This is a genomic window from Desulfotomaculum copahuensis, assembly GCF_001655685.1.
GTDB classification, from domain to species: Bacteria; Bacillota; Desulfotomaculia; order Desulfotomaculales; family Desulfovirgulaceae; genus Desulfotomaculum_G; species Desulfotomaculum_G copahuensis.
Genome location: NZ_LYVF01000013.1, coordinates 64,403 through 90,793, shown reverse-complemented (window position 1 = coordinate 90,793; position 26,391 = coordinate 64,403). Strand labels below are relative to the sequence as shown.

The window sequence follows — 26,391 nt, the reverse complement described above, 5'->3', positions numbered from 1 at the left end:
TTACCGGTATACCAGTTGCTGAAACGCCGGCGCGTTGCGCACATTGTTGAAGTCGGCCTCGGTTTTGGCGTGTTCCCTGGTGGACGGGTCAATGGCGATGGCCTGTTTCAAATTTTTCACGCAGGCATCCACGTCTCTCAGCCGGCCGTAAATACTGGCTTTGCCGTAGTAGGCCCAGGGATCGCGGGCATTTACCTCCAGCGCCTGGTCATAAAAGATCAGCGCCTGACCGTAGACCCCGGCCAGTTCCAGCGAAATGGCCTTGTTGAAATAAGCGTCCTCGTAATGCGGGTTCAGCATGATTGCCTTGTCCAGAAGGGGCATGGCCTGCTGATAACGTCCCGCGAAGGCCAGCGCCGCGCCCTTGTAGCTGTAAGCCTGGTAGCAGGCCGGATCCAGATTGATTGCCCGGTCGAAATAACCGATCGATTCGCTGTAATGATGCGCGGCGTAAGCCTGGTAGCCCTGCCGGTAAATATCCAGCGCCTCTTTTTTTTCGTCCGGCCGGGACATGCCGCCGGGTTCGGCGGCTGGTTCGGCCGGCCCGGGCGCTGGGGCGGCTGACACGGATCCCGGCGGTGGGAAGACGGAGTTCACGGTGGGCTGATGGATGTACTTATACGAGGCCATGAAACACAAACAGACAAACAGGATCACAAATGGCATCATCCGGGCCTTTCTCAGAAAAACCACTCCCTGGCGGCAGGCTGGGGACCAACCCTGATATTTTAGATCATGTTTCGCCCCCGGCAGGGAAAATCCTGCTCAATAATTTGGAGGGGGTTAAAAACCCCCTCCCGCTTCAGGCGCGAATGGTCCAGTTATAGCCGTTGTTGTTGTCCCAGTGATCGGCCGAATCCTTGAAACAGAAGCTCATCAACGGCTCCTGCATGCGCTGGGTGAGTTCCCAGCCGCGGGCCGTGCGGTCCATACAGATGGTATTCACGTTGCGCCAGCTTTTCGGATCGCCGAAGCCGCAGTGCATGTAGACCCGGTCGGCGCCGCTTCTGGCCAGCAGGCCGTTATAGATGATGCTGGCATCGCTGAAACCGCTCGGTTTGACCTCTACGCCTTTCATTGTGTCGGACCAACCTTGAATCAATTGCCGCACCTCCAAAATATTTATTCTTATGGTTCCGTATATATTTTCTCTCAAAACAAGGCCGGTATGACCGGGTAATTTAGTCAGTTCAGGCAGCCGGGGGCAGAAAAACCAGGTCTTGATTTAAGTTCGGCGATCCAATAAAATATAGTCACGGCGTGCAGTACGGCCGGATCTGTTTCATCAATATTGAGAAGAGGGGAGTTTTGAGAAGAGATGAGCGGGGAAGTCAGAATTTTGTTGACAGAGAAGGAAATTCCCACCCACTGGTACAACATTCAGGCGGACATGCCCCACCTGCCGCGACCGCCCCTGCACCCGGCCACCGGGCAGCCGGTCGGTCCGGACGACCTAAAAGCTATTTTCCCGCTGGGGCTGATTGCCCAGGAAGTGTCGGGGGAGCGCTGGGTGGAAATCCCCGAAGAGGTGCGCGAAATCTACCGCCTCTGGCGGCCCAGCCCGCTCTGCCGGGCGCGCCGGCTGGAAAAGGCGCTGGACACTCCGGCGCGCATTTACTACAAATATGAAGGGGTCAGCCCGGCGGGCAGCCACAAGTTGAACACGGCCGTGCCGCAGGCCTATTTCAACCGGCAGGAGGGCGTTATGCGCCTGACCACGGAAACAGGCGCCGGCCAGTGGGGGGTGGCCCTCTCCCAGGCCTGCAATTTCTTCGGCATGTCCTGCACGGTATATATGGTCAAGGTGAGCTACGAGCAAAAACCCTACCGCCGTTCGATGATGGAGATTTTCGGCTCCACCGTTTACGCCAGTCCGAGTGATCAGACGGCGGCCGGGCGCAAAATACTGGCTGCGGATCCCGGCTCACCCGGCAGTCTGGGCATCGCTATCAGCGAGGCGGTGGAGGAGGCCGCCGGCCGGGAGGATACCAATTACGCCCTGGGCAGCGTGCTCAACCACGTGCTTTTGCACCAGTCGGTGATCGGCCTGGAGGCCAGGGAACAGATGGCCAGGGCCGGCCATTATCCGGACGTGGTCATCGCCTGCTGCGGCGGCGGCAGCAATTTCGGCGGCCTGGCTTTCCCCTTCGCTTACGACAAACTGGTCCGGGGAGCAAAGGTGCGCCTGATGGCTGTGGAGCCCAGCGCCTGCCCCACGCTCACCCGGGGTGAATTCGCCTACGACTACGGCGATGTGGCCGGTTTGACACCGCTTTTGTCCATGTACACCCTGGGGTCGGAGTTCATGCCGCCCGGCATTCACGCCGGCGGGTTGCGCTATCACGGCGACTCGCCCCTGGTCAGCCAGCTGGTGCACGACGGCATTGTGGAGGCACGTGCGCTGGACCAGTTGCCCACCTTCGAGGCGGCGGTGCTTTTTGCCCGCAGCGAGGGCACCGTTCCCGCCCCGGAATCCGCCCACGCCATCCGCGCCGCCATCGACGAGGCGCTGGCGGCAAAGGAGGCCGGGGAGGCGCGTACCATCCTGTTCAATTTGAGCGGCCACGGTTTTCTTGATTTGCCTTCTTACGACGCCTACCTGTCCGGCCGGCTGCAGGACTATCCGCTGCCCGGCGAGGCGCTGGCAAAATCCTTGGCCCACCTGCCGCAAAAGAAATAATACATCGGCGGCGACAGCCGTGCGGTGTCCGCCGCCGGCCCGGCAGCGCGAAGCGCTGGTCCGGGCCGGCGTTTTACATCCGGCCGCCGCGTGCCGGTCGAACCCGGAGTAAATCCGGCCGGGCGGCGGGCCGACAGGGGGAGACATCTGATTTCGGCGGGCAGGATGGTACACCGGGATGGATGTAATTGCAATAATTTCCGGGCATCAACACTGAAAACGTCCCAAAGCGGCCCAATGCTGACGCATGAACTGTGAACATGGCACTATATAAGGCGTTTCGGGTATGGAGCAAGGTGCGTCAGCATTGAACCGGCCGTTTTCTTCTTGACGTTGTACTTCCGGTATGATACAATTGGACAAACTGCATATAAGCATGTACCTCATCTCCTTTCCGGAGCTGGGGTAGAGGCGCGGAAAACATGAGTACCTCCGGGGAGGACCGGGGTCCGGTGAGACGGAGGGAAAGGGTTTGCCGCCGAAGTTCAGCCGCCGCCCGGGGCCGGCTGGGCTGGGCCGTCACCGAACAGGTGCCGGACTGTCATCCGGGGGAAAGCCCGCCCCTGGATGGAGCGCTATCTCACCGTGGGAAGGGGTTTAATTTTTGCCTGTATCCAGGCGGCCTTTCAAACGGGTTGGGATTTTTCACCACCGGTGAATTTCCGTGCTCCGCTGAAAAGGCCGTTTTACTTTTCCCGACGGCACCGATGGTCATTTCCGGGCGTAATATAAACCAGCAGGAGGGTAATTCAATGAAACTGCACGGCACAATGCGGGTGAACGGCCGGGGATACCTGGAAATCGGCGGCTGCGACGCGGTGGAACTGGCTTCCCGGTTCGGCACGCCGCTTTACGTGGTGGATGAACAGTTGTTCCGGGAGAACTGCCGCGCCTATTACCGTGCTTTTACCGAAAGACATGGCGGGCAGGTCATTTACGCCGCCAAAACATTATTCACCCTGGCCGTTTCCCGGTTGGTGGAGGAAGAGGGACTGGGCCTGGACGTGGTTTCGGGCGGTGAACTGTATACGGCGCAAGAAGCCGGCTTCCCCATGTCCCGGGTCTATTTCCACGGCAACAACAAATCGCCGCAGGAACTGCGCCTGGCCCTGGAATGGCGGGTGGGGCGCATTGTGGTGGATAACCTGTACGAGTTGGAGTTGCTGGAACGGCTGGCGGGCGAACTGCATGTGCGAGCCGGCGTCATCCTGCGCCTGACTCCGGGGGTGGAAGCACATACCCATGAATATGTCAAAACCGGTCAGATCGACAGCAAATTCGGCCTGGTGATTGAAAACGGCCAGGCGCTGGAGGGGATCAAGCGCGCCCTGGCCTCAAAGCACCTGGTTCTGCACGGACTGCACTGCCACATCGGCTCCCAGGTTTTTGAGCTGGAATCATACGCGCACGCCGTCAATGTAATGATGGACTTCGCCGCCCTGGTGCACCGGGAAACGGGCTGGGCGCCGGCCGAGCTGGATATGGGCGGCGGACTGGGTATTTATTACGCCGCCGGGGACGAACCCCGCCCGGTGGAGGAATATGCGGATGTGATGATGCAGGCGCTGACGGAAAGGGCGGTCGCTCATCACCTGCCGGTGCCGCGGCTGCTGGTGGAGCCTGGTCGTTCGATCAGCGGTCCGGCCGGCACCACCCTGTATACCGTGGGGGCGATCAAGGACATTCCCGGCGTACGCAAATATGTGGCCGTGGACGGCGGGATGGGGGACAATCCGCGGCTGGCCCTCTACCAGGCGCGCTACGAGGCCTGTCTGGCCAACCGGGCCGGCGCGGCGCCGGAAGAGGTGGTTTCGGTGGCCGGCAAATGCTGTGAATCCGGCGACATGCTCATCTGGGACATCCGTCTGCCCCGGGCGGTACCGGGCGACATCCTGGCCGTGAGCTGCACCGGCGCCTACAACTATACCATGTCCATGAACTACAACCGCCTGCCCAGGCCGGCCATGGTGCTGGCGGCGGACGGCCGGGCCGACCTGATTGTGGAACGGGAAACCTACAGCGACCTGCTGCGCAATGATCTCATCCCCGCGCGCCTGCGCCGGGAGCGCCGGCTGAACGTGGCTTCGGTGCGCTGAAAATATTTTTGAACACCAAAGGGTGAACACCAAAGGGGACGGTTCCAGCCTTCCCGGAGCGCCGCAAAAAGGGGGGGGATGGAACCGCCCCTTTTCTTGTGCATTGCTGAAGGAAAATATATTATGGTATAATAACCTTGTTTTTTTACCGGGTACGGGGGAATGGCAGATGGAGATCATCACTTCGCACACCAATACCGATCTGGATGCGCTGTCGGCCATGGTGGCCGCTCAAAAGCTTTATCCGGAAGCGGTGCTTGTTTTTCCGGGCAAGCTCTCCCGTAATGTGGAAGAGTTCATGGCCCTGCATAAGGACACGCTGGTGGTGCGCAATGTCAAGGATATCGATCCGGACCGGGTGCGGCGGGTGATTCTGGTCGATACCAAGAGCCCGCGCCGCCTGGGCAAGCTGGCCGATGTGCTGGACCGCCCGAAAGTGGACGTACATATTTATGACCATCATCCCCGGGCGGAGGGCGACGCGCACGGTTCACTGGAGGTGGTCGAACCGGTGGGGGCGACGGCCACCCTGCTGGTGGAGCGCATCCGGGAAGCCGGTCTGCCGGTCACTCCGGTGGAGGCGACCATCCTGGTGCTGGGCATTTACGGCGACACCGGTTCCCTGCTGTTCACCAGCACCACGCCCCGGGATGTGGCGGCGGTGGCCTTCCTGCTGGAGAAGGGCGCCAACCTGGGGGTGGTGGCTGATTTCCTCGGCCGGCCGCTGACCGGGGAGCAGAAGGAACTGCTCAAAATGCTGCTCGTTTCCGCCCGGCACCACCAGGTCAATGGCGTGAAAATCCTCCTGGCCACGGCGGCGGTGGATGAGTTTGTGGTCGGGCTGGCCCTGCTCACCCACACCATCTCGGAGATCGAGCACATGGATGCCGTTTTTACGGTGGTGGAGATGGAGGACCGGGTGCATGTGGTCGGGCGCAGCAATGTGGCCCAGGTGGATGTACGGGAAATCCTGGCGCCCATGGGCGGGGGCGGCCACCCGGCGGCCGCCTCGGCGGTGATCAAGGGGGCGGCCGTGACTGCGGTGACGGAACAATTGATGGCCGCGATCCGGGAAAAGGTGCGTCCGCCCCTGACCGCGGCCGGGATTATGTCCAGTCCGGTGAAAACCGTGCCGTCCGGTGCTTCGATCAGCGAGACCGGGCACGTCATGCTGCGCTATGGGCACACCGGGCTGCCGGTGGTGGACGGCGACCGGCTGGTCGGGGTGATCTCCCGGCGGGACGTGGAGAAGGCAACTCATCACGGGCTGGGCCACGCGCCGGTGAAGGGCTTTATGACCCACAGCGTGATTTCGGTGGCGCCGGATCTGCCGGTGGCTGAAGTGCAGCAGTTGATGATCGAGCATGATATCGGCCGCCTGCCGGTGGTGGAAAACGGCCGGCTGGTCGGCATTGTCTCCCGCACCGATGTGCTGCGCACACTGCACGGCCAGCTGCAGCCCCGTCACCACGTGGTTTACTCCGCCGGCCCGCGCTTATCCGGCCATCAGCGCAACATTGCCGAGCTGATGCAGCAGAACCTGGACCCGGAGATGTGGGGGATCATCCGGCGGGCCGGGGAGTTGGCCGCCGTGCTGGGCTTTCAGCTCTATGGCGCCGGGGGTGTGGTGCGGGACATCATTTTAGGGGTGAAAAACCTGGATGTCGACCTGGTGGTGGAAGGGGACGGTATCGCCCTGGCCGGAGCGCTGGCCGGCGAATACAACGCCCGGGTGCGTGCGCACCACAATTTCGGTACGGCCGAGGTGATTTTCCCGGCCGGGTTTAAAATCGACGTAGCCACCGCCCGGGTGGAATTCTATGAGTACCCGGCCGCGCTGCCCCGGGTGGAGAGCTCTTCCCTGCGCCAGGACTTGTACCGCCGCGACTTCACCTTCAATGCCATGGCGGTGGCCTTGAATGACGATCGCTTCGGCGACCTGATCGATTATTTCGGCGGCCAGGAAGACTTGCAGTACGGTCTGGTGCGCGTTTTATACAACCTGAGCTTCATCGAGGATCCCACCCGCATTCTGCGCGCGGTGCGCTTTGAACAGCGCTACCACTTCAACCTGGAATCGCAGACCGGCCGGCTGCTGCGCGAGGCCGTGCGCCGGGAAGTGCTGGCCCGTGTTTCCCGGGAACGGTTGTGGGACGAATTGATGCATATCATGAACGAACCGGAAGCCGGCCGCATGCTCGCCCGCCTGGACGAATTGCAGATTTGGCCCTATGTTTTCCCCGGAGTGACCTACTGGGAAGTGCAGCCGGTGCTGCACGGCCTGCACCGGGCCATGCAGACGCTGGCGGACTGGGATTTCCCGGTGCCCGGCGAGGCGTGCTGGCTGTGTTATTTCATCGCCGCCCTGCACTGGACAAAAGCGCCGGAGGCCGCGGAACTGTGTGCGCTTTATCACCTGAACAAGCGGCAGACGGAAAAGGTGCTCGCCACCGTGACCGGCTGGCGCCGCACGCTGGAACTGGTCTGGCGGGCGCCGGATCAGGGTGGGGTGGTGGAACTGGCCCGGGCCTTGATGGAACTGCCCCGGGAATCCTACCCGCTGCTGCTGGCCATCCTGGACGAGGACTGGATGCGGCAGCGCCTGCGGCAGTTGTTGACCCTGATCCGGGACAGCCGGCCGCAAATCACCGGCATGTACATCAAAAGCCTGGGTTACCGTCCGGGGCCGCTTTTCCGGCGGGCGCTGGACGCGGTGTGGCAGGCGCGCCTGGAGGGCCGGGTGAAAAGCGAGGCGGAGGAGAAGGTTTTTGTGCAGGAATTTTTAAACCGGCGCCGGGGGGAGGATAATGATGTTTAACATCCCCAGCTTTTATCAAATGGGGCTCATGCTGCCCGGCATCGTGCTGGGGCTGACGCTGCACGAACTGGCCCACGGCTGGACGGCCTACCGGATGGGCGATCACACGGCGCGCGATCAGGGGCGGCTCACGCTGAACCCGGCGGCGCACGTGGATATCATCGGGTTGATCCTGCTCTTTGTGGCCGGTTTCGGCTGGGCCAAACCGGTGCCGGTGAACCCCTTCAATTTCCGCGGCGACCGCAGGCGGGGTATGATGCTGGTTTCTCTGGCCGGTCCGGCCACCAACCTGCTGCTGGCCGTACTGGGCGCGGTGCTGCTCGGGTTGGGGGGCTGGAAGCTCCCTTACGGGCAGGAAATATTGAGCGCCCTGATCCAGATCAATGTGGTGCTGGCCATCTTCAACCTGATTCCCGTGCCGCCCCTGGACGGCTCCAAGATCCTGGCCGGCCTCTTGCCGGGCAGCCAGCGGTGGATCTACGGCCTGGAGCAGTACGGCACCATTGTATTGTTGTTTCTTCTGTTCACCGGTGTGATCGGCCGGGTGCTGGGCTGGATCATCTTTCCCGTCTACCGGCTGCTGCTCGGCCTGGCCAACGCCCTGTCGGTTCTTTCGCCCTGACGGCCGTGATTTTTGAACCCAGCCCGGCGCGCGATTCGCGCTGCCGGCTCGCTTACTGAAAGCACCGGTCGTGTTTCGTACCGGACCGGCACCAGTTGCTGTTCCGGTCCGGCCACCACCTCAAAGGCGGCCATTTTCGCATTTAAGGCCGGTAAATTTTTTAATTAAAAATATAGCGGGAAGGAAGTCATTGTCATGACCAAAGGCAGAATCTTAAGCGGTATGCGTTCCACCGGCCGGCTGCACATCGGCCACCTGAGCGTGCTGGAAAACTGGCTTGAATTGCAAAAGGAAAACCAGTGCTTCTTTTTTGCCGCCGACTGGCACGCTCTGACCACCGCTTTTGATCAGACCGCGGGGATCAAAGAAAATATCAAAGAGATGATTGCCGCCTGGCTGGCCGTGGGCATCGACCCGGAAAAAAGCGTGGTTTTCGTTCAGTCGGACGTGCCGGAAACGGCCGAACTGCACCTGTTGTTTTCCATGTTTACTCCTTTGGGCTGGCTGGAACGGGTGCCCACTTACAAGGACCAGGTGCAGCAGTTCCAGGAACAGGGCAAGGACATCATGACGTACGGTTTCCTGGGATATCCGGTGCTCATGTCCGCCGACATATTGCTCTACCGGGCCGGCGGCGTGCCGGTGGGCGAGGACCAGGTGCCCCACCTGGAACTGTGCCGGGAACTGGCCCGGCGCTTCAACCACCTGTACCGGCCGGTTTTCCCCGAACCAAAGGCGCTGCTGGCGCAGGTTTCCGTGCTGCCCGGAGTGGACGGACGGAAAATGAGCAAAAGCTACGCCAATGACATCGGCCTGGTGGCCGAACCGGAGGAAGTTTACCGCCAGGTCAATGCCATGGTCACCGACCCGGCGCGCATCCGCAAGACCGACCCGGGACACCCGGAGGTATGCGTGGTGCACAAATACCATGGCATTTACACCCGGGAGCGTCTGGCTGAAATTGAAGCGGATTGCCGGGGCGGCCGGATCGGCTGCGTGGCCTGCAAAAAGCTGCTGGCCGGCGGTTTGGATGCTATGTTGGGGCCGATCCGGGAGCGGCGGCGGGAAATTATGGCCCGTCTCGGCTACGTGGAGGAAGTGCTGCGCGAGGGCGCCCGGCGCGCCCGGGAGGAAGCGCAAAAGACCATGGCCCTGGTCCGGGAGGCCATGCAGATTTAAGGATCATCGACCGGCAGCCGGCATTCCCGCCCGGGTGGCGGGAGGGCGGGCGAGCGGCGGGTGTGCAGGTTGTGCGGATGGAGCCTTTAGCCATAGATTGGCATGATTCCGTTTAACCCATCTTGAACTGCCTGTTTGTGCAGGAAGAATGTGTGCGGTGATGCCCAAGGCAGGGCTGGCTGCGGCCGCACTTTAAACGGGCGTTGGACACGGCAAAAGACACTTGTTGCCATGAGCAGAAATATCTGGTATACATGTTTAACCCCCTTCCGGAAGATACTGTTAAAAAGATCCGGAAGGGGGAATTTTAATTTGCGCCGTTTTTCATTGTTATTGCTTGTCGTCATAGCCGGGTTGCTGTTCGGCGGATGTACGGCCGCCCGCAAGCCGGTTCCGCCGGCCCAGCCGCGCACAGTGGTGGTGCCGGCGGAAAAGAGCATCTCCTTTGACCGGGTGGATCCGGCCAAAGCGCCCGATGAAGTGAAAGATGTGGCCAAAGCCATGGGAAACACCGCCGGCACGGCCTGGGTACGTACCGGCACGGACACCTACCTGCTGCTTAACCAGGGGCCGCAGGCGCGCCGGTTGAAGGCGGAGATCAATGATGTAGTACAGCGCATACCGCGGGACAACTTCACCTGGCTGGAGGTGAAGGTCAAATACACCAGGCAGGCGGCGGTTCCGGCCGCACCCGCCGGCCCGGTACTCACTATCGCCCGGGTGGGCAAACTGGACCGCACCATTAACGGCGTCGGGTTTACCTTCAGCCGTCCCGCGCACGTTCCGGCCGCGCCGCCTCCGTCCGGCGCACGGCCGTCCCCCGCCCCGCCAGCCGCTACCGCCGGGTTGGCTGCGATCAGCACACCCGCGGCGGGCAGCACCATTACCAGTCCGGTAAAAGTGAGCGGTCAGGGACGCCATCCCGGCGGCGAACTGCATATCAGCCTGGTGGACGGCCGGGGGCACACGCTGGCCGGGGCGCCGGTGAAAGTACCCGCCGGTCACATGGGGCCGTTTGAAACCACGCTCCACTACACCGCGCCGGCTTCCCCGCAAACCGGCTATGTGGAAGTCCTGGCCGTGGATGGGGGACAGGAAAAACTGCTCTCCCGGGTGCAGGTGACCATCAGATGACTGCTTTTACCGCGCCGGACCGGTGATCGCCGCTACCCGGGACCGGGTGCAGGTGCTCCTTGGATGACTGCATTACCGCCTTCGTTCCGTCCGGGGGCGGGAACGGATTTCCCGGCAAATGGCAATAACTTACACAGCGCTGGTGCGTTAAAAACCATTGCCACGATACTCGCTAAAGGGCTTGAAACTGAAATTCATGTCATAAATTCCAACCCGGCTATGTCTATTCATCAGCAGTGGATTTGCCTGTTGTATCAACCGGCCGCCGTTAATCTTCCCGCCTGTGCAGGCGGGATTCCGCCGGGCGGAGTGGGGCGGACAATGCCGTTCCGTGAAAGTTCACCGCCACGGATTGATGTATGCATTTTTCCAGCGGCGGCAGAATAGTGCCGGGGATGGTGAGCTTGTTTGTGCTGCTCTGGGTCTTGCTTGTGCCGGTTGTTCTTTTGTTGCTCCTGGCCGCACTGCCGCTGACCTTGCAGGTCAGTTACCAGCGGCGCGGGCATGACGACCGGCTGGAGTTGAACCTGAAAATCTGGCCGGGATTGGGTTATCAACTGGCCTTGCCCGCTATTGATTTAGCCCGCCGTTTTTCCCGTCCGGCGATCAAGCTGCGTGCCCGGCTGGAAGGGCGCGCCGGACCGCCCCCGGCCATGGAGAAAAAGTGCCTGACCAGGCCCGATCTACCGGTCCTGCTGCGGCAGGCAAGACGGTGGCTCCGTTTGGGGAAAAGGCTCTGGCCGGCGGTGCGCTGCCTGCTCCGCCAGGTGCAGCCGCGGCGCGTGCGCTGGCGCACCTTGATCGGACTGTCCGACGCCGCCGCTACCGGTCTGGCCACGGGCGGGTTATGGTCACTGAAAGGGACGGCCGTTACCGCCCTGTACCGCTTTTTGCGCCCGTCCCCGGTGCGGCCGGAACTGGTGGTCATGCCCAGTTTCACCACTCCGGTGCTGGCCGTGGATCTGGACTGCATATTTACTGTCAGAACAGGTCATATTATGATCGCTGCCCTGCGTATGGCTGTGTTGTACATGCTTGGCGGCATCCAGGACAGATTGGCCGGACACAAACTTCCAAAGGGGTGAGCTTACCATGCCCGAACACCCGATTGAAGGTTTAATGAAAACAGCTATGGAAAGCATCAAACAGATGACCGATGTGAACACTGTGGTCGGGGATCCGGTGGAAACGCCCGACGGTACGGTGATTATCCCCATCTCCCGGGTGGCCTGCGGCTTCGGCGCCGGCGGCGGGGAACTGGAACCCCAGCAGGCCGGCGTGACGGAGCAGACGCCTTTCTTCGGCGGGGGCAGCGGGGCCGGGGTTTCCGTGCAGCCGGTGGGCTTCCTGGTGGTCGGTAAGGGACAGATCCGCATGTTGCCCGTGGATGGCAACATGCTCGTGGACCGGTTGGTGGACCTGGCCCCCCAGCTGATTTCCCAACTGGAGTCCCTCTTCAAGGGGGACGGGCGCCGGCAGCCCGCCATGATGCCCCCGCCCCCGCCGCCTCCGCCCCAGGCCACCATTCCGCCCCTGTAAGGAGTTTTTCCCGGCGGGGCGGGCAAAACGCCCGCAAGGAAAACGAATACACCCCGGAAGCCCGGCAAAAGCCGGGCTTCCGCCATGTCCGCCCGTCCCGGCTATAAAGCCGGTCGGGGATATGTCTCCCGGCCGGGGTTTTTATTTTTGGGGCCGGTTCCGGCTCCAAACTGTTTTTCCGGCACTTCCGCCGTACCGGGGAATATACTGTTAAGAAAGGGCGTGCCAGCCCCGGGAGTGTGAAGATAATGATTGTTATCGCCGGCGGCGGCTGGGCCGGTTGCGCGGCCGCCTATGCGGCCGCAGCGGCCGGGGCGCGGGTGGTGCTGCTGGAAAAGACGGATATGCTCCTGGGCACCGGTCTGGTGGGCGGCATCATGCGCAACAACGGCCGGTTTACCGCTCTGGAGGAAGTCTGGGCGATGGGCGGCGGGGATTTCATCCGCCGGATCGAGGGAGTGGCCAGGCACCGCTGGCTGGATTTCCCCGGTCACCGGCACGCCACGCTTTACGACGTGACCCGGATTGAGCCGGCCATCCGGAGCACTCTGGCCGACGCCGGGGTGGAGATCCGGCTGCAGAGCCGGGTGGCCGGGGTGTTTAAAAAAGGGGATGCTATTGGCGAAATTTTGACCAGCCGGGGGGAAAACATAGCCGGCGAGGTTTTCATCGACACCACCGGTACGGCCGGGCCGATTAAAAACTGCACCCGTTTCGGCACCGGCTGTGCCATGTGCATTCTGCGCTGTCCCACCTTCGGTCCGCGGGTGAGCCTGACCGACAAGGCCGGTGTGGAGGAAATACGCGCCGGGGACGGCTTTCCCCATTTTGAGGCGATGAGCGGCTCGTGCAAGCTGGATAAAAACTCCCTGGCCGGCTGGCTGGTGGATAAACTGGAACGGGAGGGACGCCTGGTCGTCCCCCTGCCGGCGCATATACAAAAAGGCGACCTGTTGAGCAAAAAAGCCTGCCAGCAGTACAATCTGGCCGATTTCGCCCGCAACCTGGTGCTGCTCGATACCGGTCACGCCAAGCTGATGACGCCCTATTTCCCGCTTGAAGTGCTGCGCACCATCGACGGTTTCCGGGAGGCCCGCTATGCCGATCCGTACTCCGGCGGGCGGGGCAACTCGATCCGTTTTAACGCCATCGCCCCCTGCGACGATGCCCTGAAAGTGGCCGGCGTGGCCAACCTGTTCTGTGCCGGTGAGAAGACCGGCCTGCTGGTCGGGCACACCGAAGCCATCGCCACCGGTTTTCTGGCCGGGCATAACGCCGTGCGCCACCTGGCCGGGAAAGATTTGCTTGTTTTGCCGGAAGAACTGGCCGTGGGCGATCTGATCGCCTTCATGCACCGGGAAATGAAAACGCCCGCCGGGCTGCAGAAAAAATACACCTTCTCCGGTTCGGTTTACTTCCAGCGCATGCAGGAAAAGGGGCTGTACACCACCGATGTGCAGGCCGTCCGCGGCCGGGTGGCGCGGGCCGGTCTGACGGGGGTGTTCAACAGCAAACTGCTCCGGGTGTGCAGCGGACCCGTCGCGGCGCCGGCCGGTGCAGGCACCGGGACATAACCCGCCGGGCTGGCGGGGTGTTCAGCGCAAACCGGCCGGGGCGCATGAGCCCGGTTACAGCACCGGCTGATTCAAACCGGGATGCAATTCCCGGTTTACCTGCCTGTGCCGGACATTCCAGGACGCCGCTTTCCAAAACAGTAGCTTGTTTTCCGTGCATGGCCGGGCGGCCGCCTTTTTGCATGTGGTTCTAACCGCCTCCCGCTCTTCATAAAAGTTAGTAGACAGGCCTGCTGAAAGCGGGCCGCCTGGCGGGGGGTAGAAGCGGTGGTCAACTACATCTGGCTGGGAATGATTGTTTTTGGCATTCTGACGGCGGCGGCGCACGGACAGGTGGAAGTGGTCACCAAAGCCGCCCTGGAGGGGGCTGCCAACGGGGTCAAGGTGTCCCTGAACCTGATTGCAATCATCGCCTTCTGGCTGGGCATCATGCGGCTGGCCGAGGCGGCCGGCCTGGTGCGCGCCCTGGCCCGCCTGGTGCGGCCGCTGACCGCCGTTTTGTTTCCCTCGGTGCCCCGGGAGCATCCGGCCATGGGTGCGATCATCATGAATCTGAGCGCCAACATCCTCGGTCTGGGCAATGCAGCCACACCGATGGGCCTGATCGCCATGCAGGAGTTGCAAAAGCTGAACCGCGGCGACCCGAAAACGGCCACTGACGCCATGTGCACCTTCCTGGCCCTGAACACCTCCTGCCTGACTTTGATTCCGAGCACCATCATCGGCATCCGTTTGATGCACGGTTCCGCCGATCCCACGGCCATTGTGGGGACAACCATTTTTGCCACCGCCTGCGGCATGGCGGTGGCCGTGACGGTGGACCGCGTCATGCGCTATATTTACAGCAACCAGGGGAGGTAGCGGCATGTATGAAATAATCTCGGAGATTTCCCGCTGGGCCATTCCCCTCACCCTGCTGCTGGTGCCCCTGGCGGCCATGGTGCGCGGGGTGCCTGTGTTTGAAACCTTTGTCGAGGGGGCTGGCGAGGGCTTTGCCACGGCGATCAAAACCATTCCCTACCTGGTGGCCATGCTGGTGGCGATCAACATCTTCCGCGCCTCGGGAGCGATGGATGTGCTGGTGCACACACTGTCCCCGTATCTGAACCGGCTGGGCTTTCCGGCCGAAGTGCTGCCTCACGCCGTGATGCGGCCTCTGTCCGGCGGGGCCGCCCTAGGCATCGCCACCGATCTGATCGCCACCCACGGCCCGGACAGCTTTATCGGCCGGCTGGTTTCCACCATGCAGGGAAGCACCGACACCACCTTTTATGTGCTCACCCTTTATTTCGGCTCCGTCGGTATCAGCAGGTACCGTTACGCCATTGTTTCCGGCCTGGCTGCCGATTTCACCACTCTGGCCGCTTCGGTTTTTATTGCCCACCAGGTGTTCCGGTAAAAGGATTGGTGGTAAAATACCGGTAGGTAGTTATGTTTGGCAAATCCGGGGTGAGCAAATTGGAGCGTCTGCAGAAGTTCATGGCCCGGTCCGGAGTGGCCTCGCGCCGCCATTGCGAGGAAATGATCGCCGCCGGGCTGGTCAAGGTCAACGGCAAAACGGTGACCACACCGGGTACCCGGGTCACTCCCGGGGTGGACAGGGTGGAAGTGGACGGCCGCAAAATCGGGCGGCCGGAAAAGAAGGTTTACCTGCTGGTGTACAAGCCCCGGGGATATGTGACCACGGTGGAAGACCCCCGGGGACGGCGCAAGGTGACGGATCTGGTGACCGGTGTGCCGCAGCGGGTCTATCCGGTGGGCCGTCTGGATTACGACAGCGAGGGTTTGTTGCTGTTGACCAATGACGGGGAGCTGACCCAGGCTTTGACCCATCCCCGGCACCGGGTGTCTAAAACCTACCGGGTGCGCGTGGAGGGGACGCCGGCACGGGAAAGCCTGGAACAGATGGCCCGGGGACTGGTGCTGGATGACGGTCCCACCGCTCCGGCCGCCGCCGGGCTGGTGGAAGTGGACGCGCAAGGCAACGCCCTGCTCGAAATCACCATTCACGAGGGACGCAATCGTCAGGTGCGGCGCATGTGCGCGCAGATCGGCCATCCGGTGCGCCGGCTCAAGCGGGTGCGCACCGGGCCGCTTTCCCTGGGCGGCCTGAAGCCGGGACAGTACCGTCATCTCACTTTGCCGGAAGTACGTCAACTGCGGGAAGCAGCCGGCCTGTCCCCGGCAGAATGCTCCCAAACATCAGCTAAACGGGCGCGGAAGACAGTCGGGAGCTGATGCCTGTCAGATGTCCTTCAATTTTCCCGGTCCCCCGGGCCGTCCGGCCGGGAAGCCGGGACCGGCTTCCCGGTTGATGATTCGGTATTGAAAGTTTCGCCGGCGGCAGGCATGCGAACCGGGAACCGGTATGGTAACAGTAAAATCCGCGCTTGTCTCAGTATATGGTGTATACATTTTGATCCGCGCCATATGCAGGTCCGGAGTGTACACCGGCCTGATCCGGCAAAGTGCGGTTAAAAAACTTTTGTCCCCGTATGGCATAAAGATGTCACATATGCAGGAATTTTTCCCCTCCCGGCGAACTAGGCTAATATCTTCATGTTAGTCAAGCGCTGGGGGGTGAAGTTTTGGCCGAATTGCAACCCGGGGAATCCAACGGGCATAGAGAAATAAGAGCAAAAGTCAGGCTGGACTTCAAAGGTGTGGGCAAGTCCGGACGTTTTCTTTTTGGCGGCAAGGCGGTGGAGAAGGTGGCGGAAGAGGCCCGGGAGCACCAGGTGGCCATGCTGCGCAACGTGCCCATCCAGGGGATACAGATTAACGACCTGGATTTGAGCATGGACATTTATACTATTCATGATGACATTGAAAATCATGATGTGGCCTTCGCTCCGGTGATTATGGACGTGAGCGCCGATACACTGGAAGATTTGGTGCGCTTTATCGCCCGGGATGATTTCCGCAAGGTGGAAATAATTTCACCTGCTGCTCTCAATTTCTATAAAACTGAAATGGAGCGGCTGCTGTTCAGTGTGTCCCGGGAGTTCAAACAGATGCGGGAAAATCTGGAGCGTAAATATAACCGGTAATTCCGGCAAGTTGAGTTGCCGGAATTACTGACGGCCTGGCAGCTGGATTATGCCAGGCCGTTTTTTGTCGATATATTTGCGTAACCTGGTAATGTGTGAATTTCACGGGCATTTATTTAATCCGGCCGGGGTGGAGGCAGTCAAGCTCAACCGGGTTGTCATCCGAGTTCCCGGCCGGCCTGCAAACATTCCGCCAGTGCCGTGGGGTGGTCCTTCACGGATCCCTTGGCGTCCACCCGGGGGTAGCAAAAGGTGCCGGTTAGATCTATTTCCAGCATCTTGAAAAAATATTTAACCACCCGGATTGCGCCGTCAAAAACGCCGGGCAGGTTGGTGCCGGCGGTGGCAATGTAGATGCCGCGGCGCGGCGGGCGCAATGCCGCCTCCGGGATCACCGGCCGTTTTAATACATATTTGGTGGCCCAGAACTGCTGCGCCCGGTCGATGAGCATTTTGGCCTGCGCGCAGATGCCCATGGAAAAAATGGGCGCGGCCAGGATCAGCCGGTCGGCGGCCAGGATCCGGTCGAAGATGACTTTGGCGTCGTCCGCTACCACGCACCGGCCGGTTTTTGAACATGCTTCGCAGCCCCGGCAGGGCGCATAGGCATAATCCGCCAGGTACAGGAATTCCGTTTCCGCCCCCGCTTCCCGGCAGCCGGCCAGCGCCTGCCGGGCTAAAAGGGCGGTATTGCCGTCCTTGCGCGGGCTGGCGGCCACCGCCAGGCATTTTATCTGTTCCGGCATGCTCATCACCCGTTCCTAAAAGATATCGTTCAGATCCAGCGCCAGGCCGGGCAAAAGAGGTGAAGAGACCGGCTGTCCGGTGCGGCGGGAATAAAATGCCGCTTTGGTCAATCCGGCCGGCTCCGCCCGGTAGATTTCCAATGTTTGTGCCAATGGATGGATTATCCACATCTCCTTCACCCCGTGGCGGGCATAAAGATCTTTTTTAACTGTCCGGTCCCGCAATGAAGTGGCCGGAGAGAGGATTTCCACCATCATATCCGGTGCGCCCTGGATATTGGCCTCGGTAATAATATCCGACCGTTCACGGGAAATGAAAAGGATGTCCGGCTGCACCACATCATGTAAAGTTAAAAAAACATCGATCGGAGCGGATAAAACAATGCCGAGGTCGTGTTTTTCCACATGTTCGGCCAGGCGCCAGCTCAAGCGTAAAGAAACATGCTGGTGTGGAACGCTGGGCGAAGGAACCAAATACAATTCCCCTCCAATCAATTCGTATCGCCGGCTATCTTGTAACCGGCAATAATCTTCGTACGTAAAGCCGCCGCCCAAACTTTGCACAGCTTCATCCATCCGGCATCACTCCCGCCCGGCATCCTGCCGTTTTCTGGTTGTATTATACCATAAAGAAAAACGGTATAAAACATGTCTTATGTGTCATCAATTCCATATGTAATGCCATGTCTACAGTCTATGCGCCAGCAAGGATGTATCATTGCGTGAATCTATTCCTTACTGCTGATACTGCAACGTTGTCCGGCAGCACGCCAGCCAATTGATACCGGCCGCCAATTGCTGGCGTCGTGATTAATTTCAGCACCGGTTTGCCCGCCGGATCACGCCGGCTATTGTTTTTTGCGGCCGGCTGCCCTATAATGTATGTGCCGGCCTTCCGGCCGGTTTTTGGCAATCGGGAGGGGTTTAAATGGCCTTTCAGGGAAGCAGGCAGGTGGCCCGGGTGGCGGTAAACATGGCTTTGAGCGAGGACCGGGAGCATGAGAAGGGGCTTAAAGTCCAGTACGCCCGCGAGGGTTTTAAAACGGCGGCCGTGGATTACGGCGGTGACTTTGTTGCCTCGGTGAATAAGATTACGGAGCGGGCGGTGGTGGCCGCCAAGCGGGAAGGCGTGATCAAGGAAGTGCACGCCGAAGAGGGCGCGGTGGCCGGGGCGACCCGGGAAGCCCTCTCCCAGGTGATGATGAAGGCCATCGGCCTGAATGTGGGCGGCAAGATCGGCATCGCCCGTTATAACGACCATATCAGTGTGGCTGTATTTTTCGGCGTCGGCCTTTTACACCTGGATGACGTGGCGATCGGTCTGGGCCACCGGGCGGTTTCATCATGAAATGAGTAAAATCCGGCCGCCGGTCCGGTGTGTATTTAAATATTATTTACGGGGGAGACAGTAGCATGGGCAAGACTTTTGTGCGGGCCATCCGGGGCGCCATCACGGTAGAACGGAACAGGGCGGAGGACATCCTGGAGGCCACCGGTGAACTGCTGCGCGCCATTGTGAAGGAAAACGATCTGTGTACGGAAGATATCGCCAGCGCCTTTTTCACCGTGACGGCCGATTTGAACGCCGAGTTCCCGGCCGCCGCCGCCCGCGAACTGCTGGGCTGGCAGTATGTACCGCTGTTATGCGCGCGGGAAATCGACGTGCCCGGCCGGCTGGGCAGGTGCATCCGGGTGCTGGTGCACGTGAATACGGAGCGCTCCCAGCGGGAAATCAAGCACATCTACCTGCGGGAAGCGACCAAACTGCGTACCGACCTGCTGCCGCAGTAATTTACAAATAGCCGTTCAGCATTAAATTGTTTCACTGGAAGGGGTTCCTTAAGGGGAGCCTCTTCTTTCTTTGGCATGCCGGCCAACCCCGCTGTTGGCCCTTCGTCCGGACGGGGCGGCGGAATCCCTCCGGAGGCGTAAAGCATCCCGCACCGGGGTCACCAGGAAAAGACATTCTTGCTTAAAGCATGATTGCCAGCCTTTTGGGTATATTACTGGACATGAATATTTAAAGTAATTACTTGTAAAGGATGATGGCTTATGCACCTGCAGGCACCGGGACTGGGCGGAGCGAAAAACTTTCTTTCCACGCGCCTGACACAAAACATCCTGGCTTTAATCAGTAAAAATCCAGAAACTAATTTTCCACGCCTGTTAACGCTGGTTAAATTGCTGGCCGTTCAAGATCGCCACAAGCGCCAGGTGGAAACAGTGGCGGCTTATTACCGGGAAAACCCGGCCGGCCGGGAATACATAAACCGTTTGGCTAGCAATCTGCACCCGAATGTGCGCAACAAACTGCTTTACAATTGGTTTATGAACGCCATGCTCTGGGGCATCCCCCGGCAAAGGAGCATGGCGGAAAAGCTGGGGGTGGGGGTGCCCAACTTGATCCTGGTGGACCCCACCAGCGCCTGCAATCTGGCCTGCACCGGGTGTTGGGCCGGTAAGTATTCGGCTAAAAATTCCTTGAGCCGGGAGCGGCTGGACCGCCTCTTCAGCGAGGCCAAAGAACTGGGTATCTATTGGATTGTCTTTTCCGGCGGTGAACCGCTGATCTACCCCCACTTATTTGATTTAATGGCCAAACACCGCGACATGGCCTTCATGGCTTATACCAACGGCACACTGATCAACGAAAAGGTGGCCGGCAAAATCGTGGCCCTGGGCAATTTCACGCCGGCGATCAGCCTGGAAGGGTGGCGGGAACGCACCGATGCCCGGCGCGGTGAGGGCACTTTTGACCGGGTGATGCGGGCCATGGACCTGCTACGGGAAAAAGGCGCGGCTTTCGGCGTTTCCATTACCATCACCAGGGAAAATGTGCTGGAAGTGACCGCTGACGAGTTTATCGACTTTCTGATCGACAAGGGGGCCGTTTATGGCTGGACATTCCATTATATTCCGATTGGCCGCAATCCCGATGTGGATCTGATGGTCACTCCGGAGCAAAGGGCCTACCTGGCTGAGCGCATCCCTTATATCCGCACGCACAAACCGATTCAAATCGCCGACTTTTGGAATGACGGCGAACTGACACAAGGGTGCCTGGCCGGCGGGCGGCGTTATTTCCACATCAATGCGGCCGGCGACGTGGAACCCTGTGCCTTTGTCCATTTCGCCGTGGACAACATTAATGAAAAGAGCCTGGTCGAAGTGCTGCATTCGCCCCTGTTTGCCGCTTACCAGAAGCGTCAGCCTTTCGATGACAACCTGCTCCGTCCCTGCCCGATCATTGATGTGCCCCGGGCTTTAAGGAACATCGTAGCTGAATCCGGTGCCCGCCCTACCCATGCCGGAGCGGAAACCGTCCTGACCGGCACCATTGCCGCCCAGCTGAACAACCGCTCCCGGGAATGGGGCCGGGTGGCTGGTGACATCTGGGCGAAACGGTGCAAGGAGGAAAAAGCCGGGGCTCTTTAAACAAACTATCATTTTACAAAATACAGGTGGCAACGGCCGGTGTCCTGTTTGATGTCCGGCACGGCTTCCCGGCCGTACGGCAGTAATTTCCCGTGAAAACGGCACCTTTCAAAAAACCGCTTAAAAGGGGTGACAAGGCGCTAGAAGCTTATTGACATACGGTTGCCTGTGACGTAAAATATAAGCAAATTTACAAACGGTTGGGGCGATGGAGCTCGCCATTAACTGCTCTTGCAGCTGATAGCTCCTGTTGGACGCGCGTCCGGCAGGAGCTTCTTTTATGCCTGAAATTAGCGTCAAAGGGGTGGGTTTATGACCGCTGTATCTTTCAACTCTTTGCGCCAGCCGTTGCTTGACGGCCTGGATGAGCTGCAAGGCCTGGCTGGTGAAAGGGGGATGGCTTCTATAGCCGCCTATGTGCGGGAATTGGCCGCCAGGCTGCGGGCCAACCGCTTTTACCTGGTGGTGCTGGGGCAGTTCAAGCGGGGTAAAACCACTTTCTTGAACGCCCTGCTGGGGGAGAAACTGCTGCCCACCGCCGTGGTTCCCCTTACTTCCATTGTTACCCTGCTGGAATACGGGGAAAGCCTGGAAATCACCGTGCATTTTCGGGACGGCCGGCGGCAGCAGGCCGGCCTGGCGGAATTGCCCGCCTACATTACCGAGGAGGGCAACCCGGCCAATGAGAAGGGCGTGCGCCAGGTGGTGGTGCGCTATCCGTCCCGCTACTTGAAGGATGGCGTGGTGCTGATCGACACCCCCGGGGTTGGTTCCATCTACCAGAATAATACCGACGAGACCTATAAATACCTGCCCATGGTGGACGCGGCCATTTTCCTGTTATCCAGCGACCAGCCGATCAGCCGGGCCGAGGTGGACTTCTTGCAGGATACCCGGCAGTATGCAGCCAGGATGTTTTTCATCCTGAATAAAATCGACTATCTGGAGCCGGCCGACCGCAAAGCGGCGCTTGATTTCGCCCGCCGGACGCTGCAGGAGCAAGCCGGCTTCCCGGACGCGGTAATCTTCCCCCTTTCGGCGCGCCAGGCCATGAAGGCGCGTCTGGCCGGGGATGAAGTGGCTCTGGAGGCCAGCCGGCTGCCGGCCTTCTCCCGCCAGCTGGAATCATTTCTGATGGCGGAAAAGGGGCGCACCGTGCTGCTGGCCGCGGCCAACAAGGCGGCCAACGCGCTGGGTGAACTGACGCTGGGTGTGGAGATGGAGCTCCGTGCCCTGGACACCCCTTTGCAGGAGCTGCAGGAGAAAATACGTCTTTTTGAGGATATGGCGGCCTCTATGGAGCAGGAGCGGCGTGACAACGCCTATATCTTGAAAGGCGAACTGGAACGGTTGCTGGAGGAGCTGGAAAAGGAAATTTTACGCTTCCAGGAAGAGCAGGGCGGCAGGCTTCTGTCCGGAATAGAGCGCCTGTCCCGGGAAAAGGGCCGGTCCAACCGGGAGTTGCTGCGGGCCATGGATGATTATTTGCGCTCCACTTTGCAAGAGGCGCTGGACCGGTGGCGGCCGGCGCTGGAGGAAAAGGCGGAGCAGGGCTATGAACGTCTGGTCGCCCGCTTTACCGGACGGACCAACCGGCTGATCGCCGAAGTGGTGCGCCAGTCGGCGCAACTGTTCAACCTGCCCGTGCAGGGATTCACTGGCGTGGAGGCGCTGGAGCATGAGAGCGGCCTGTACTACCTGCTGGAGGAGGAACACTCACTGCTGGCTCCCGATCCGGTGAAAATTTCCGCCGTTTTACCCCGGTTTATCTTTGGCCCGGTGCTGATGGGCGAGATGCGCCGGCGCATCGACATGCTGGTGGACCGTAACTGCGGCCGGGTGCGCCATGACCTGTCCGGGCGCCTGTTAAAGAGCGCGCGGCAGTTCCGCCGGCAGCTGGACGAAAAGTTCGATGCCACCATCAACGGCACCCGGGAAGTGCTGCAAAGGGCGCTGGCCCGGAAAGAAAAAAGCCGGGTGGAGACGGACGCCGCCCGGGACCGGTTGGAGCGCCAGATGGCCCGCCTGGCCGGCGTGAAGGATGTGCTTGCCCGGGTGGCCGTCCTGGAAGGCGGCGCCGGACGTCCGCGTCCGGATAAGGAACTGTCGTCCGGACGGACATGAACAGTGTCTTTGCCCGAAAAGTGCGCTCTCCGGAAAGGCAACACGCCAGCCGCTAAAATTATACCGGTGGGGGGATGCTGCGACGGTTAACATAATATTCGCAATTATGTTACAAGTCTTACCGTTGAGCTTTGTTTTTCGTGGAGGTGAAGTAAAGTTTGACTGCACGCCTTTTGCTTAACATCATGCAAGTGCTGGTGGTAATGCTGTTTTCTCCTCTGCTCAAGGGGGTAATCAGCCGCCTTAAGGCGATCATTCAGTCCAAACGCGGTCCATCTATCTGGCAGCCCTATTATGACTTATACAAGCTTTTCCGTAAGGATGAAGTGATTTCTACCGACGCTTCCTGGATTTTCCGCGCCGCGCCGCTGGTCTCTTTTGCCGTGCCCCTTCTGGTCACCCTGCTCATTCCGGTGCTCACCGGCTTCCCCCTGACCTGGGCCTTTATGGGGGATATGCTGGGCGGCGGGTTCATCCTCTCATTGGGCGGGTTCTTCGCCACCCTGGCGGCCATGGATACGGCCAGTCCCTACGGTCAGATGGGCAGCAGCCGCACCCGGATGGTTTCCTTCCTGGCCGAACCGGTTTTAATGTGCGTTTTCTTCGTGGTCTCCCTGGTGGCCGGGGCCACCATCCCTTATATCGTTAATCACGCCTGGTACATGGGGGGCAAGAGCGTCATTTACCCTTCCCATGTGCTGGTGGTGATCGCCTTCTTCATGGTCATCCTGGCCGAGACGGGCCGCATCCCGGTGGATAATCCGGACGGCCACTTCGAACTGGCCATGATTGACGAATCCAAGTCCCTGGAGTACTCCGGCAAGGGATTCGCCTTGATCAAATGGGGCGGCTACATGAAATTGTTTGTTTTGATGACTATATTCATGAATGTGCTGGTCACCCCCTGGGGTCTGGCCACCGCCGTCACCGCGCCGGCCCTGACTTTGGCTGTCCTGTCCCTGCTGCTTAAGATGCTGGCGGGGGCGGTGCTGATCGTGATTATCGAGTCCACCCTGGCCAAGCTGCGCCTTTTCCGGGTGGCGGAATTTCTGGGCATGGCTTTCGTCATTTCCCTGCTCGGGTTGATCACTTACTTTATCGGCGTTTAATGTTGAGCCGGGGTATCATGAGGTACGGGGTCCACCTTGCCGGTGAGGGGGATACGTTTGAAGAACGGCGGATGGACACTGCGGTTTTAACCCGGCGAAATGTTCCTTGCTTTACGATTGCAGGACAACAGGTAAATGCTTACGTTTTGTAGGAGGGGGGAAAGATATTGCTTTATGCTACCGCATTAAAACTTTTGGGCGTACTGGGCGCCTTGCTTTTGCTGGAGACGCTGTTCATGCTGGCGGTGCGCCAGATGCGCGGCATCATCCGCCTTTACGCCATACATTCGCTTTTATTGGCCATCTCGGCGGCCGTTGTGGGTTACGTCACCGGTATGTACCACCTGTACCTGGTGGCTGGTCTCACCCTGCTGTTCAAGGTGCTGGCTATTCCTTATTCCCTGGAACGGGTGATTCACGATACCATCCTGGAAAAGAGGGAAATCCACTTTGTTTTCGGTGTGCCCGGCTCCCTGTTGATTGGCGGGTTGTTATGCCTGCTGGCCTACTTCACCAGTATCCGCCTGGTTTACCCGGGGGACACGCTGGCCCGCCTGCTTTTGTCCGTCGGGGCGGCGGTGGCCCTGTTGGGCCTGTTCATCATGGTCGGCCGGCAAGAGGCGGTGCCCCAGATTTCCGGTTTGTTGATCATGGAGAACGGCGTCATCCTGATTGCCGTGGTCACTGCCTTCGGCCTGCCGCTGATTGCCGAATTCGGCCTGTTTTTGGATGTGCTGGTGGGCGCTTTGCTTCTGGGCGTGCTGGTCATGCGCCTGCAGCGGCATAATGAAACCACGGCGGTGGGAATGTTGCGCCGTTTGAAGGGGTAGGTGGAAAATGGCCGAGTTGATTTTACTGATGCCGCTGGCTGCTTCGGGAATTTCCATTTGCACGGATAAATTTCTGGCCGGATTGACGGCACTGGTGCAGGCGCTCACGCTGGCCTTTTCCCTGGTTCTGGCCTGGCGCGTGGCCCAGTACGGCCCGCTTAATTACGGCTGGTTTTATATCGACGCCGTGGGCGCCCTGTTTTTGCTCACGGTGGCCGTGGTCAGCTGCACCGCCGCCATTTATTCGGCCGGCTACGTCCGGTCGGCACACGACGGCGCACCCATTACCGGCGCCTCCCTGCGCCGCTATTACGTGCAGTTCAACCTGTTTACCTTCGCCATGCTGCTCATTCCGCTGCTGGGCAACCTGGGTCTGGTCTGGATTGCCCTGGAACTGACCACCCTGACCTCGGTTTTCCTGGTCGGCTTTGAATATACCGGCCGGGCGACGGAAGCAGCCTGGAAGTATTTGATCATTTCCTTTGTGGGCGCCATGCTCGGCCTGTGGGGGCTGGTGCTGCTCTACTACTGCACCGTGCATGCGCCGGCGGCCTACCAGGGACTGGAGTGGGCGCATCTATACCGGCTGGCGGGCAGTCTCAACCCCCAGACTATGAAGATTGTGCTGTTGCTCTGTTTAATTGGTTACGGCACCAGGGCCGGCCTGGCCCCCATGCACACCTGGTTGCCCGACGCGCACGGGGAGGCGCCTTCCCCGGTGTCCGCCCTGCTTTCAGGCGCCAAAACCACCGTTTCCTTTTACGTGGTGCTGCGGTTTTACTTCATCGCTGTGCGTTCCCTGGGAGCAACGGCGCAGCATCTGATGCTCTTCTTCGGCCTGCTGTCCGTACTTATCGCTGCCGCTTTCATTTTGCAACAGCAGGATTATAAACGGATGTTGGCCTATTCCACGGTGGAGCATATGGGCATTGCCGGACTGGGCGCGGCCTTTGGCACACCGCTGGCCATTTACGGCATGCTGTTTCATCTCTTCAACCATGCCGTGACGAAGTCGAACCTTTTCTATGCCGCCGGCAACGTGCTGCTCAAATACCGGACCAGGGAAATCCTCCGGGTGAAAGGGCTGCTCAAAAGCCTGCCCTTAACCGGCGTGGTGTTTCTGGTCGCCGTGCTGGCCATCGCCGGACTGCCTCCTTCCGGCATTTTCGTCAGTGAGTTGACGGTGCTTACGGCCGGGTTTCGCACCTACCCCGGTGCGGCCGTGGCGCTTCTGGCCCTGCTGGCCGTGGTCTTTTTCGGTCTGGTCCGGTCCATGTACCAGATGGTTTTCGGCCCGCCCGGCGGGGATGTGCCAGAGATGGGGATCAGCAACTGGAACAACCTGGCTATGGCTTTGAGCCTGCTGCTGATTATTTTGCCGGGCCTGATTGCCCTGCCCCTGCTGCACCCGTTGCTGAACGCGGCGGCGGCTGTTTTTGCCGGGAGGTGAACGAA

General features: G+C 60.2%; 25 protein-coding genes and 2 riboswitches. Of the genes, 21 read left to right on the top strand and 4 right to left on the bottom strand.

Annotated features, from left to right (window positions below; all coding sequences use genetic code 11):
- Together A6M21_RS01745 and A6M21_RS01740 are read right to left on the bottom strand one after the other, a co-directional pair.
- Positions 1-567, bottom strand: coding sequence for a TPR end-of-group domain-containing protein (locus tag A6M21_RS01745; protein ID WP_161485976.1), 567 nt, complete (start codon positions 565-567; stop codon positions 1-3).
- Between the two features lie 235 nt (positions 568-802).
- Positions 803-1,111 (bottom strand): carbohydrate-binding protein, encoded by a 309-nt coding sequence (locus A6M21_RS01740; protein ID WP_242868735.1) that lies wholly within the window; start codon positions 1,109-1,111, stop codon positions 803-805.
- Between the two features lie 207 nt (positions 1,112-1,318).
- Here A6M21_RS01740 and A6M21_RS01735 point away from each other — a divergent pair, with 207 nt between their 5' ends.
- From A6M21_RS01735 to A6M21_RS01670, 14 genes are all read left to right on the top strand, one after another.
- Positions 1,319-2,680, top strand: coding sequence for a TrpB-like pyridoxal phosphate-dependent enzyme (locus A6M21_RS01735; RefSeq protein ID WP_066666178.1), 1,362 nt, complete (start codon positions 1,319-1,321; stop codon positions 2,678-2,680).
- Positions 2,681-3,078: 398 nt separating this feature from the next.
- Positions 3,079-3,266: riboswitch (Lysine riboswitch) on the top strand.
- Between the two features lie 166 nt (positions 3,267-3,432).
- Complete coding sequence (gene lysA / locus A6M21_RS01730; RefSeq protein ID WP_066666281.1) at positions 3,433-4,776, top strand: diaminopimelate decarboxylase; 1,344 nt, start codon at positions 3,433-3,435, stop codon at positions 4,774-4,776.
- Between the two features lie 169 nt (positions 4,777-4,945).
- Positions 4,946-7,594 (top strand): CBS domain-containing protein, encoded by a 2,649-nt coding sequence (locus tag A6M21_RS01725; protein WP_066666280.1) that lies wholly within the window; start codon positions 4,946-4,948, stop codon positions 7,592-7,594.
- Positions 7,587-8,216, top strand: coding sequence for a site-2 protease family protein (locus tag A6M21_RS01720; protein WP_066666177.1), 630 nt, complete (start codon positions 7,587-7,589; stop codon positions 8,214-8,216). The genes A6M21_RS01725 and A6M21_RS01720 overlap by 8 nt, the downstream gene beginning before the upstream one ends.
- 195 nt (positions 8,217-8,411) lie before the next feature.
- Complete coding sequence (gene trpS / locus A6M21_RS01715; protein ID WP_066666176.1) at positions 8,412-9,395, top strand: tryptophan--tRNA ligase; 984 nt, start codon at positions 8,412-8,414, stop codon at positions 9,393-9,395.
- 312 nt (positions 9,396-9,707) lie between these two features.
- Positions 9,708-10,529, top strand: a complete 822-nt coding sequence (locus A6M21_RS01710; RefSeq protein ID WP_066666175.1) for a Gmad2 immunoglobulin-like domain-containing protein — start codon at positions 9,708-9,710, stop codon at positions 10,527-10,529.
- Between the two features lie 63 nt (positions 10,530-10,592).
- Positions 10,593-10,916, top strand: coding sequence for a hypothetical protein (locus A6M21_RS18215; protein WP_151191750.1), 324 nt, complete (start codon positions 10,593-10,595; stop codon positions 10,914-10,916).
- An 8-nt stretch (positions 10,917-10,924) separates the two neighbouring features.
- The gene (locus tag A6M21_RS01705; protein ID WP_242868734.1) at positions 10,925-11,614 is read left to right on the top strand and encodes a DUF2953 domain-containing protein; all 690 of its coding nucleotides are present in this window, start codon (positions 10,925-10,927) and stop codon (positions 11,612-11,614) included.
- A gap of 7 nt (positions 11,615-11,621) precedes the next feature.
- On the top strand, positions 11,622-12,068 hold the full coding sequence (gene ytfJ / locus A6M21_RS01700) for a GerW family sporulation protein (RefSeq protein WP_066666173.1): 447 nt from the start codon (positions 11,622-11,624) through the stop codon (positions 12,066-12,068).
- A 248-nt stretch (positions 12,069-12,316) separates the two neighbouring features.
- Positions 12,317-13,642, top strand: coding sequence for an FAD-dependent oxidoreductase (locus tag A6M21_RS01695; RefSeq protein WP_066666172.1), 1,326 nt, complete (start codon positions 12,317-12,319; stop codon positions 13,640-13,642).
- 267 nt (positions 13,643-13,909) lie between these two features.
- Positions 13,910-14,503 carry a nucleoside recognition domain-containing protein gene (locus A6M21_RS01690; protein WP_066666171.1) on the top strand — a complete coding sequence of 198 codons (594 nt, stop codon included), beginning with the start codon at positions 13,910-13,912 and terminating at the stop codon, positions 14,501-14,503.
- Between the two features lie 4 nt (positions 14,504-14,507).
- Positions 14,508-15,041, top strand: a complete 534-nt coding sequence (locus tag A6M21_RS01685; RefSeq protein ID WP_066666170.1) for a spore maturation protein — start codon at positions 14,508-14,510, stop codon at positions 15,039-15,041.
- A 32-nt stretch (positions 15,042-15,073) separates the two neighbouring features.
- Positions 15,074-15,880 (top strand): pseudouridine synthase, encoded by an 807-nt coding sequence (locus A6M21_RS01680; protein ID WP_066666169.1) that lies wholly within the window; start codon positions 15,074-15,076, stop codon positions 15,878-15,880.
- A 350-nt stretch (positions 15,881-16,230) separates the two neighbouring features.
- Positions 16,231-16,692 carry a hypothetical protein gene (locus tag A6M21_RS01670; protein WP_242868728.1) on the top strand — a complete coding sequence of 154 codons (462 nt, stop codon included), beginning with the start codon at positions 16,231-16,233 and terminating at the stop codon, positions 16,690-16,692.
- A gap of 158 nt (positions 16,693-16,850) precedes the next feature.
- Here the strand turns inward: A6M21_RS01670 and A6M21_RS01665 are convergent, their stop codons facing one another.
- Both A6M21_RS01665 and A6M21_RS01660 read right to left on the bottom strand, forming a co-directional pair.
- Positions 16,851-17,438, bottom strand: coding sequence for a flavodoxin family protein (locus A6M21_RS01665; protein WP_066666167.1), 588 nt, complete (start codon positions 17,436-17,438; stop codon positions 16,851-16,853).
- Positions 17,439-17,453: 15 nt separating this feature from the next.
- Positions 17,454-18,014: a Uma2 family endonuclease gene (locus A6M21_RS01660; protein WP_066666166.1), complete on the bottom strand. Its 561-nt coding sequence runs from the start codon at positions 18,012-18,014 to the stop codon at positions 17,454-17,456.
- 352 nt (positions 18,015-18,366) lie between these two features.
- Here A6M21_RS01660 and A6M21_RS01655 point away from each other — a divergent pair, with 352 nt between their 5' ends.
- The 7 genes from A6M21_RS01655 (at position 18,367) to A6M21_RS01625 (ending at position 26,386) form a co-directional block, all read left to right on the top strand.
- Positions 18,367-18,786, top strand: coding sequence for a HutP family protein (locus A6M21_RS01655; RefSeq protein WP_066666165.1), 420 nt, complete (start codon positions 18,367-18,369; stop codon positions 18,784-18,786).
- A gap of 65 nt (positions 18,787-18,851) precedes the next feature.
- Positions 18,852-19,229, top strand: a complete 378-nt coding sequence (aroH, locus tag A6M21_RS01650) for a chorismate mutase (RefSeq protein WP_066666164.1) — start codon at positions 18,852-18,854, stop codon at positions 19,227-19,229.
- 261 nt (positions 19,230-19,490) lie between these two features.
- Positions 19,491-20,873 (top strand): radical SAM/SPASM domain-containing protein, encoded by a 1,383-nt coding sequence (locus A6M21_RS01645; RefSeq protein ID WP_066666163.1) that lies wholly within the window; start codon positions 19,491-19,493, stop codon positions 20,871-20,873.
- Positions 20,874-21,068: 195 nt separating this feature from the next.
- Positions 21,069-21,130: riboswitch (Fluoride riboswitch) on the top strand.
- Positions 21,131-21,185: 55 nt separating this feature from the next.
- Positions 21,186-22,997, top strand: a complete 1,812-nt coding sequence (locus A6M21_RS01640) for a dynamin family protein (protein WP_066666162.1) — start codon at positions 21,186-21,188, stop codon at positions 22,995-22,997.
- 158 nt (positions 22,998-23,155) lie between these two features.
- Positions 23,156-24,106: a respiratory chain complex I subunit 1 family protein gene (locus A6M21_RS01635; protein ID WP_078060305.1), complete on the top strand. Its 951-nt coding sequence runs from the start codon at positions 23,156-23,158 to the stop codon at positions 24,104-24,106.
- Positions 24,107-24,273: 167 nt separating this feature from the next.
- The gene (locus tag A6M21_RS01630; protein WP_066666161.1) at positions 24,274-24,936 is read left to right on the top strand and encodes a hypothetical protein; all 663 of its coding nucleotides are present in this window, start codon (positions 24,274-24,276) and stop codon (positions 24,934-24,936) included.
- A gap of 7 nt (positions 24,937-24,943) precedes the next feature.
- On the top strand, positions 24,944-26,386 hold the full coding sequence (locus A6M21_RS01625; protein WP_066666160.1) for a proton-conducting transporter transmembrane domain-containing protein: 1,443 nt from the start codon (positions 24,944-24,946) through the stop codon (positions 26,384-26,386).
- Positions 26,387-26,391: the final 5 nt, after the last annotated feature.

Bases quoted from the DNA above. Each gene is read 5' to 3' on its own strand.
- A6M21_RS01655 (WP_066666165.1), top strand. From the start codon at position 18,367: ATGGCCTTTCAGGGAAGCAGGCAGGTGGCCCGGGTGGCGGTAAACATG.
- A6M21_RS01720 (WP_066666177.1), top strand. From the start codon at position 7,587: ATGTTTAACATCCCCAGCTTTTATCAAATGGGGCTCATGCTGCCCGGC.
- trpS (WP_066666176.1), top strand. From the start codon at position 8,412: ATGACCAAAGGCAGAATCTTAAGCGGTATGCGTTCCACCGGCCGGCTG.
- aroH (WP_066666164.1), top strand. From the start codon at position 18,852: ATGGGCAAGACTTTTGTGCGGGCCATCCGGGGCGCCATCACGGTAGAA.
- A6M21_RS01625 (WP_066666160.1), top strand. From the start codon at position 24,944: ATGGCCGAGTTGATTTTACTGATGCCGCTGGCTGCTTCGGGAATTTCC.
- A6M21_RS01705 (WP_242868734.1), top strand. From the start codon at position 10,925: ATGGTGAGCTTGTTTGTGCTGCTCTGGGTCTTGCTTGTGCCGGTTGTT.
- A6M21_RS01685 (WP_066666170.1), top strand. From the start codon at position 14,508: ATGTATGAAATAATCTCGGAGATTTCCCGCTGGGCCATTCCCCTCACC.
- A6M21_RS01735 (WP_066666178.1), top strand. From the start codon at position 1,319: ATGAGCGGGGAAGTCAGAATTTTGTTGACAGAGAAGGAAATTCCCACC.
- A6M21_RS01640 (WP_066666162.1), top strand. From the start codon at position 21,186: ATGACCGCTGTATCTTTCAACTCTTTGCGCCAGCCGTTGCTTGACGGC.
- A6M21_RS01695 (WP_066666172.1), top strand. From the start codon at position 12,317: ATGATTGTTATCGCCGGCGGCGGCTGGGCCGGTTGCGCGGCCGCCTAT.
- A6M21_RS01725 (WP_066666280.1), top strand. From the start codon at position 4,946: ATGGAGATCATCACTTCGCACACCAATACCGATCTGGATGCGCTGTCG.
- A6M21_RS01665 (WP_066666167.1), bottom strand. From the start codon at position 17,438: ATGCCGGAACAGATAAAATGCCTGGCGGTGGCCGCCAGCCCGCGCAAG.
- A6M21_RS01680 (WP_066666169.1), top strand. From the start codon at position 15,074: ATGTTTGGCAAATCCGGGGTGAGCAAATTGGAGCGTCTGCAGAAGTTC.
- ytfJ (WP_066666173.1), top strand. From the start codon at position 11,622: ATGCCCGAACACCCGATTGAAGGTTTAATGAAAACAGCTATGGAAAGC.
- A6M21_RS18215 (WP_151191750.1), top strand. From the start codon at position 10,593: ATGACTGCATTACCGCCTTCGTTCCGTCCGGGGGCGGGAACGGATTTC.
- A6M21_RS01660 (WP_066666166.1), bottom strand. From the start codon at position 18,014: ATGGATGAAGCTGTGCAAAGTTTGGGCGGCGGCTTTACGTACGAAGAT.
- lysA (WP_066666281.1), top strand. From the start codon at position 3,433: ATGAAACTGCACGGCACAATGCGGGTGAACGGCCGGGGATACCTGGAA.
- A6M21_RS01645 (WP_066666163.1), top strand. From the start codon at position 19,491: ATGCACCTGCAGGCACCGGGACTGGGCGGAGCGAAAAACTTTCTTTCC.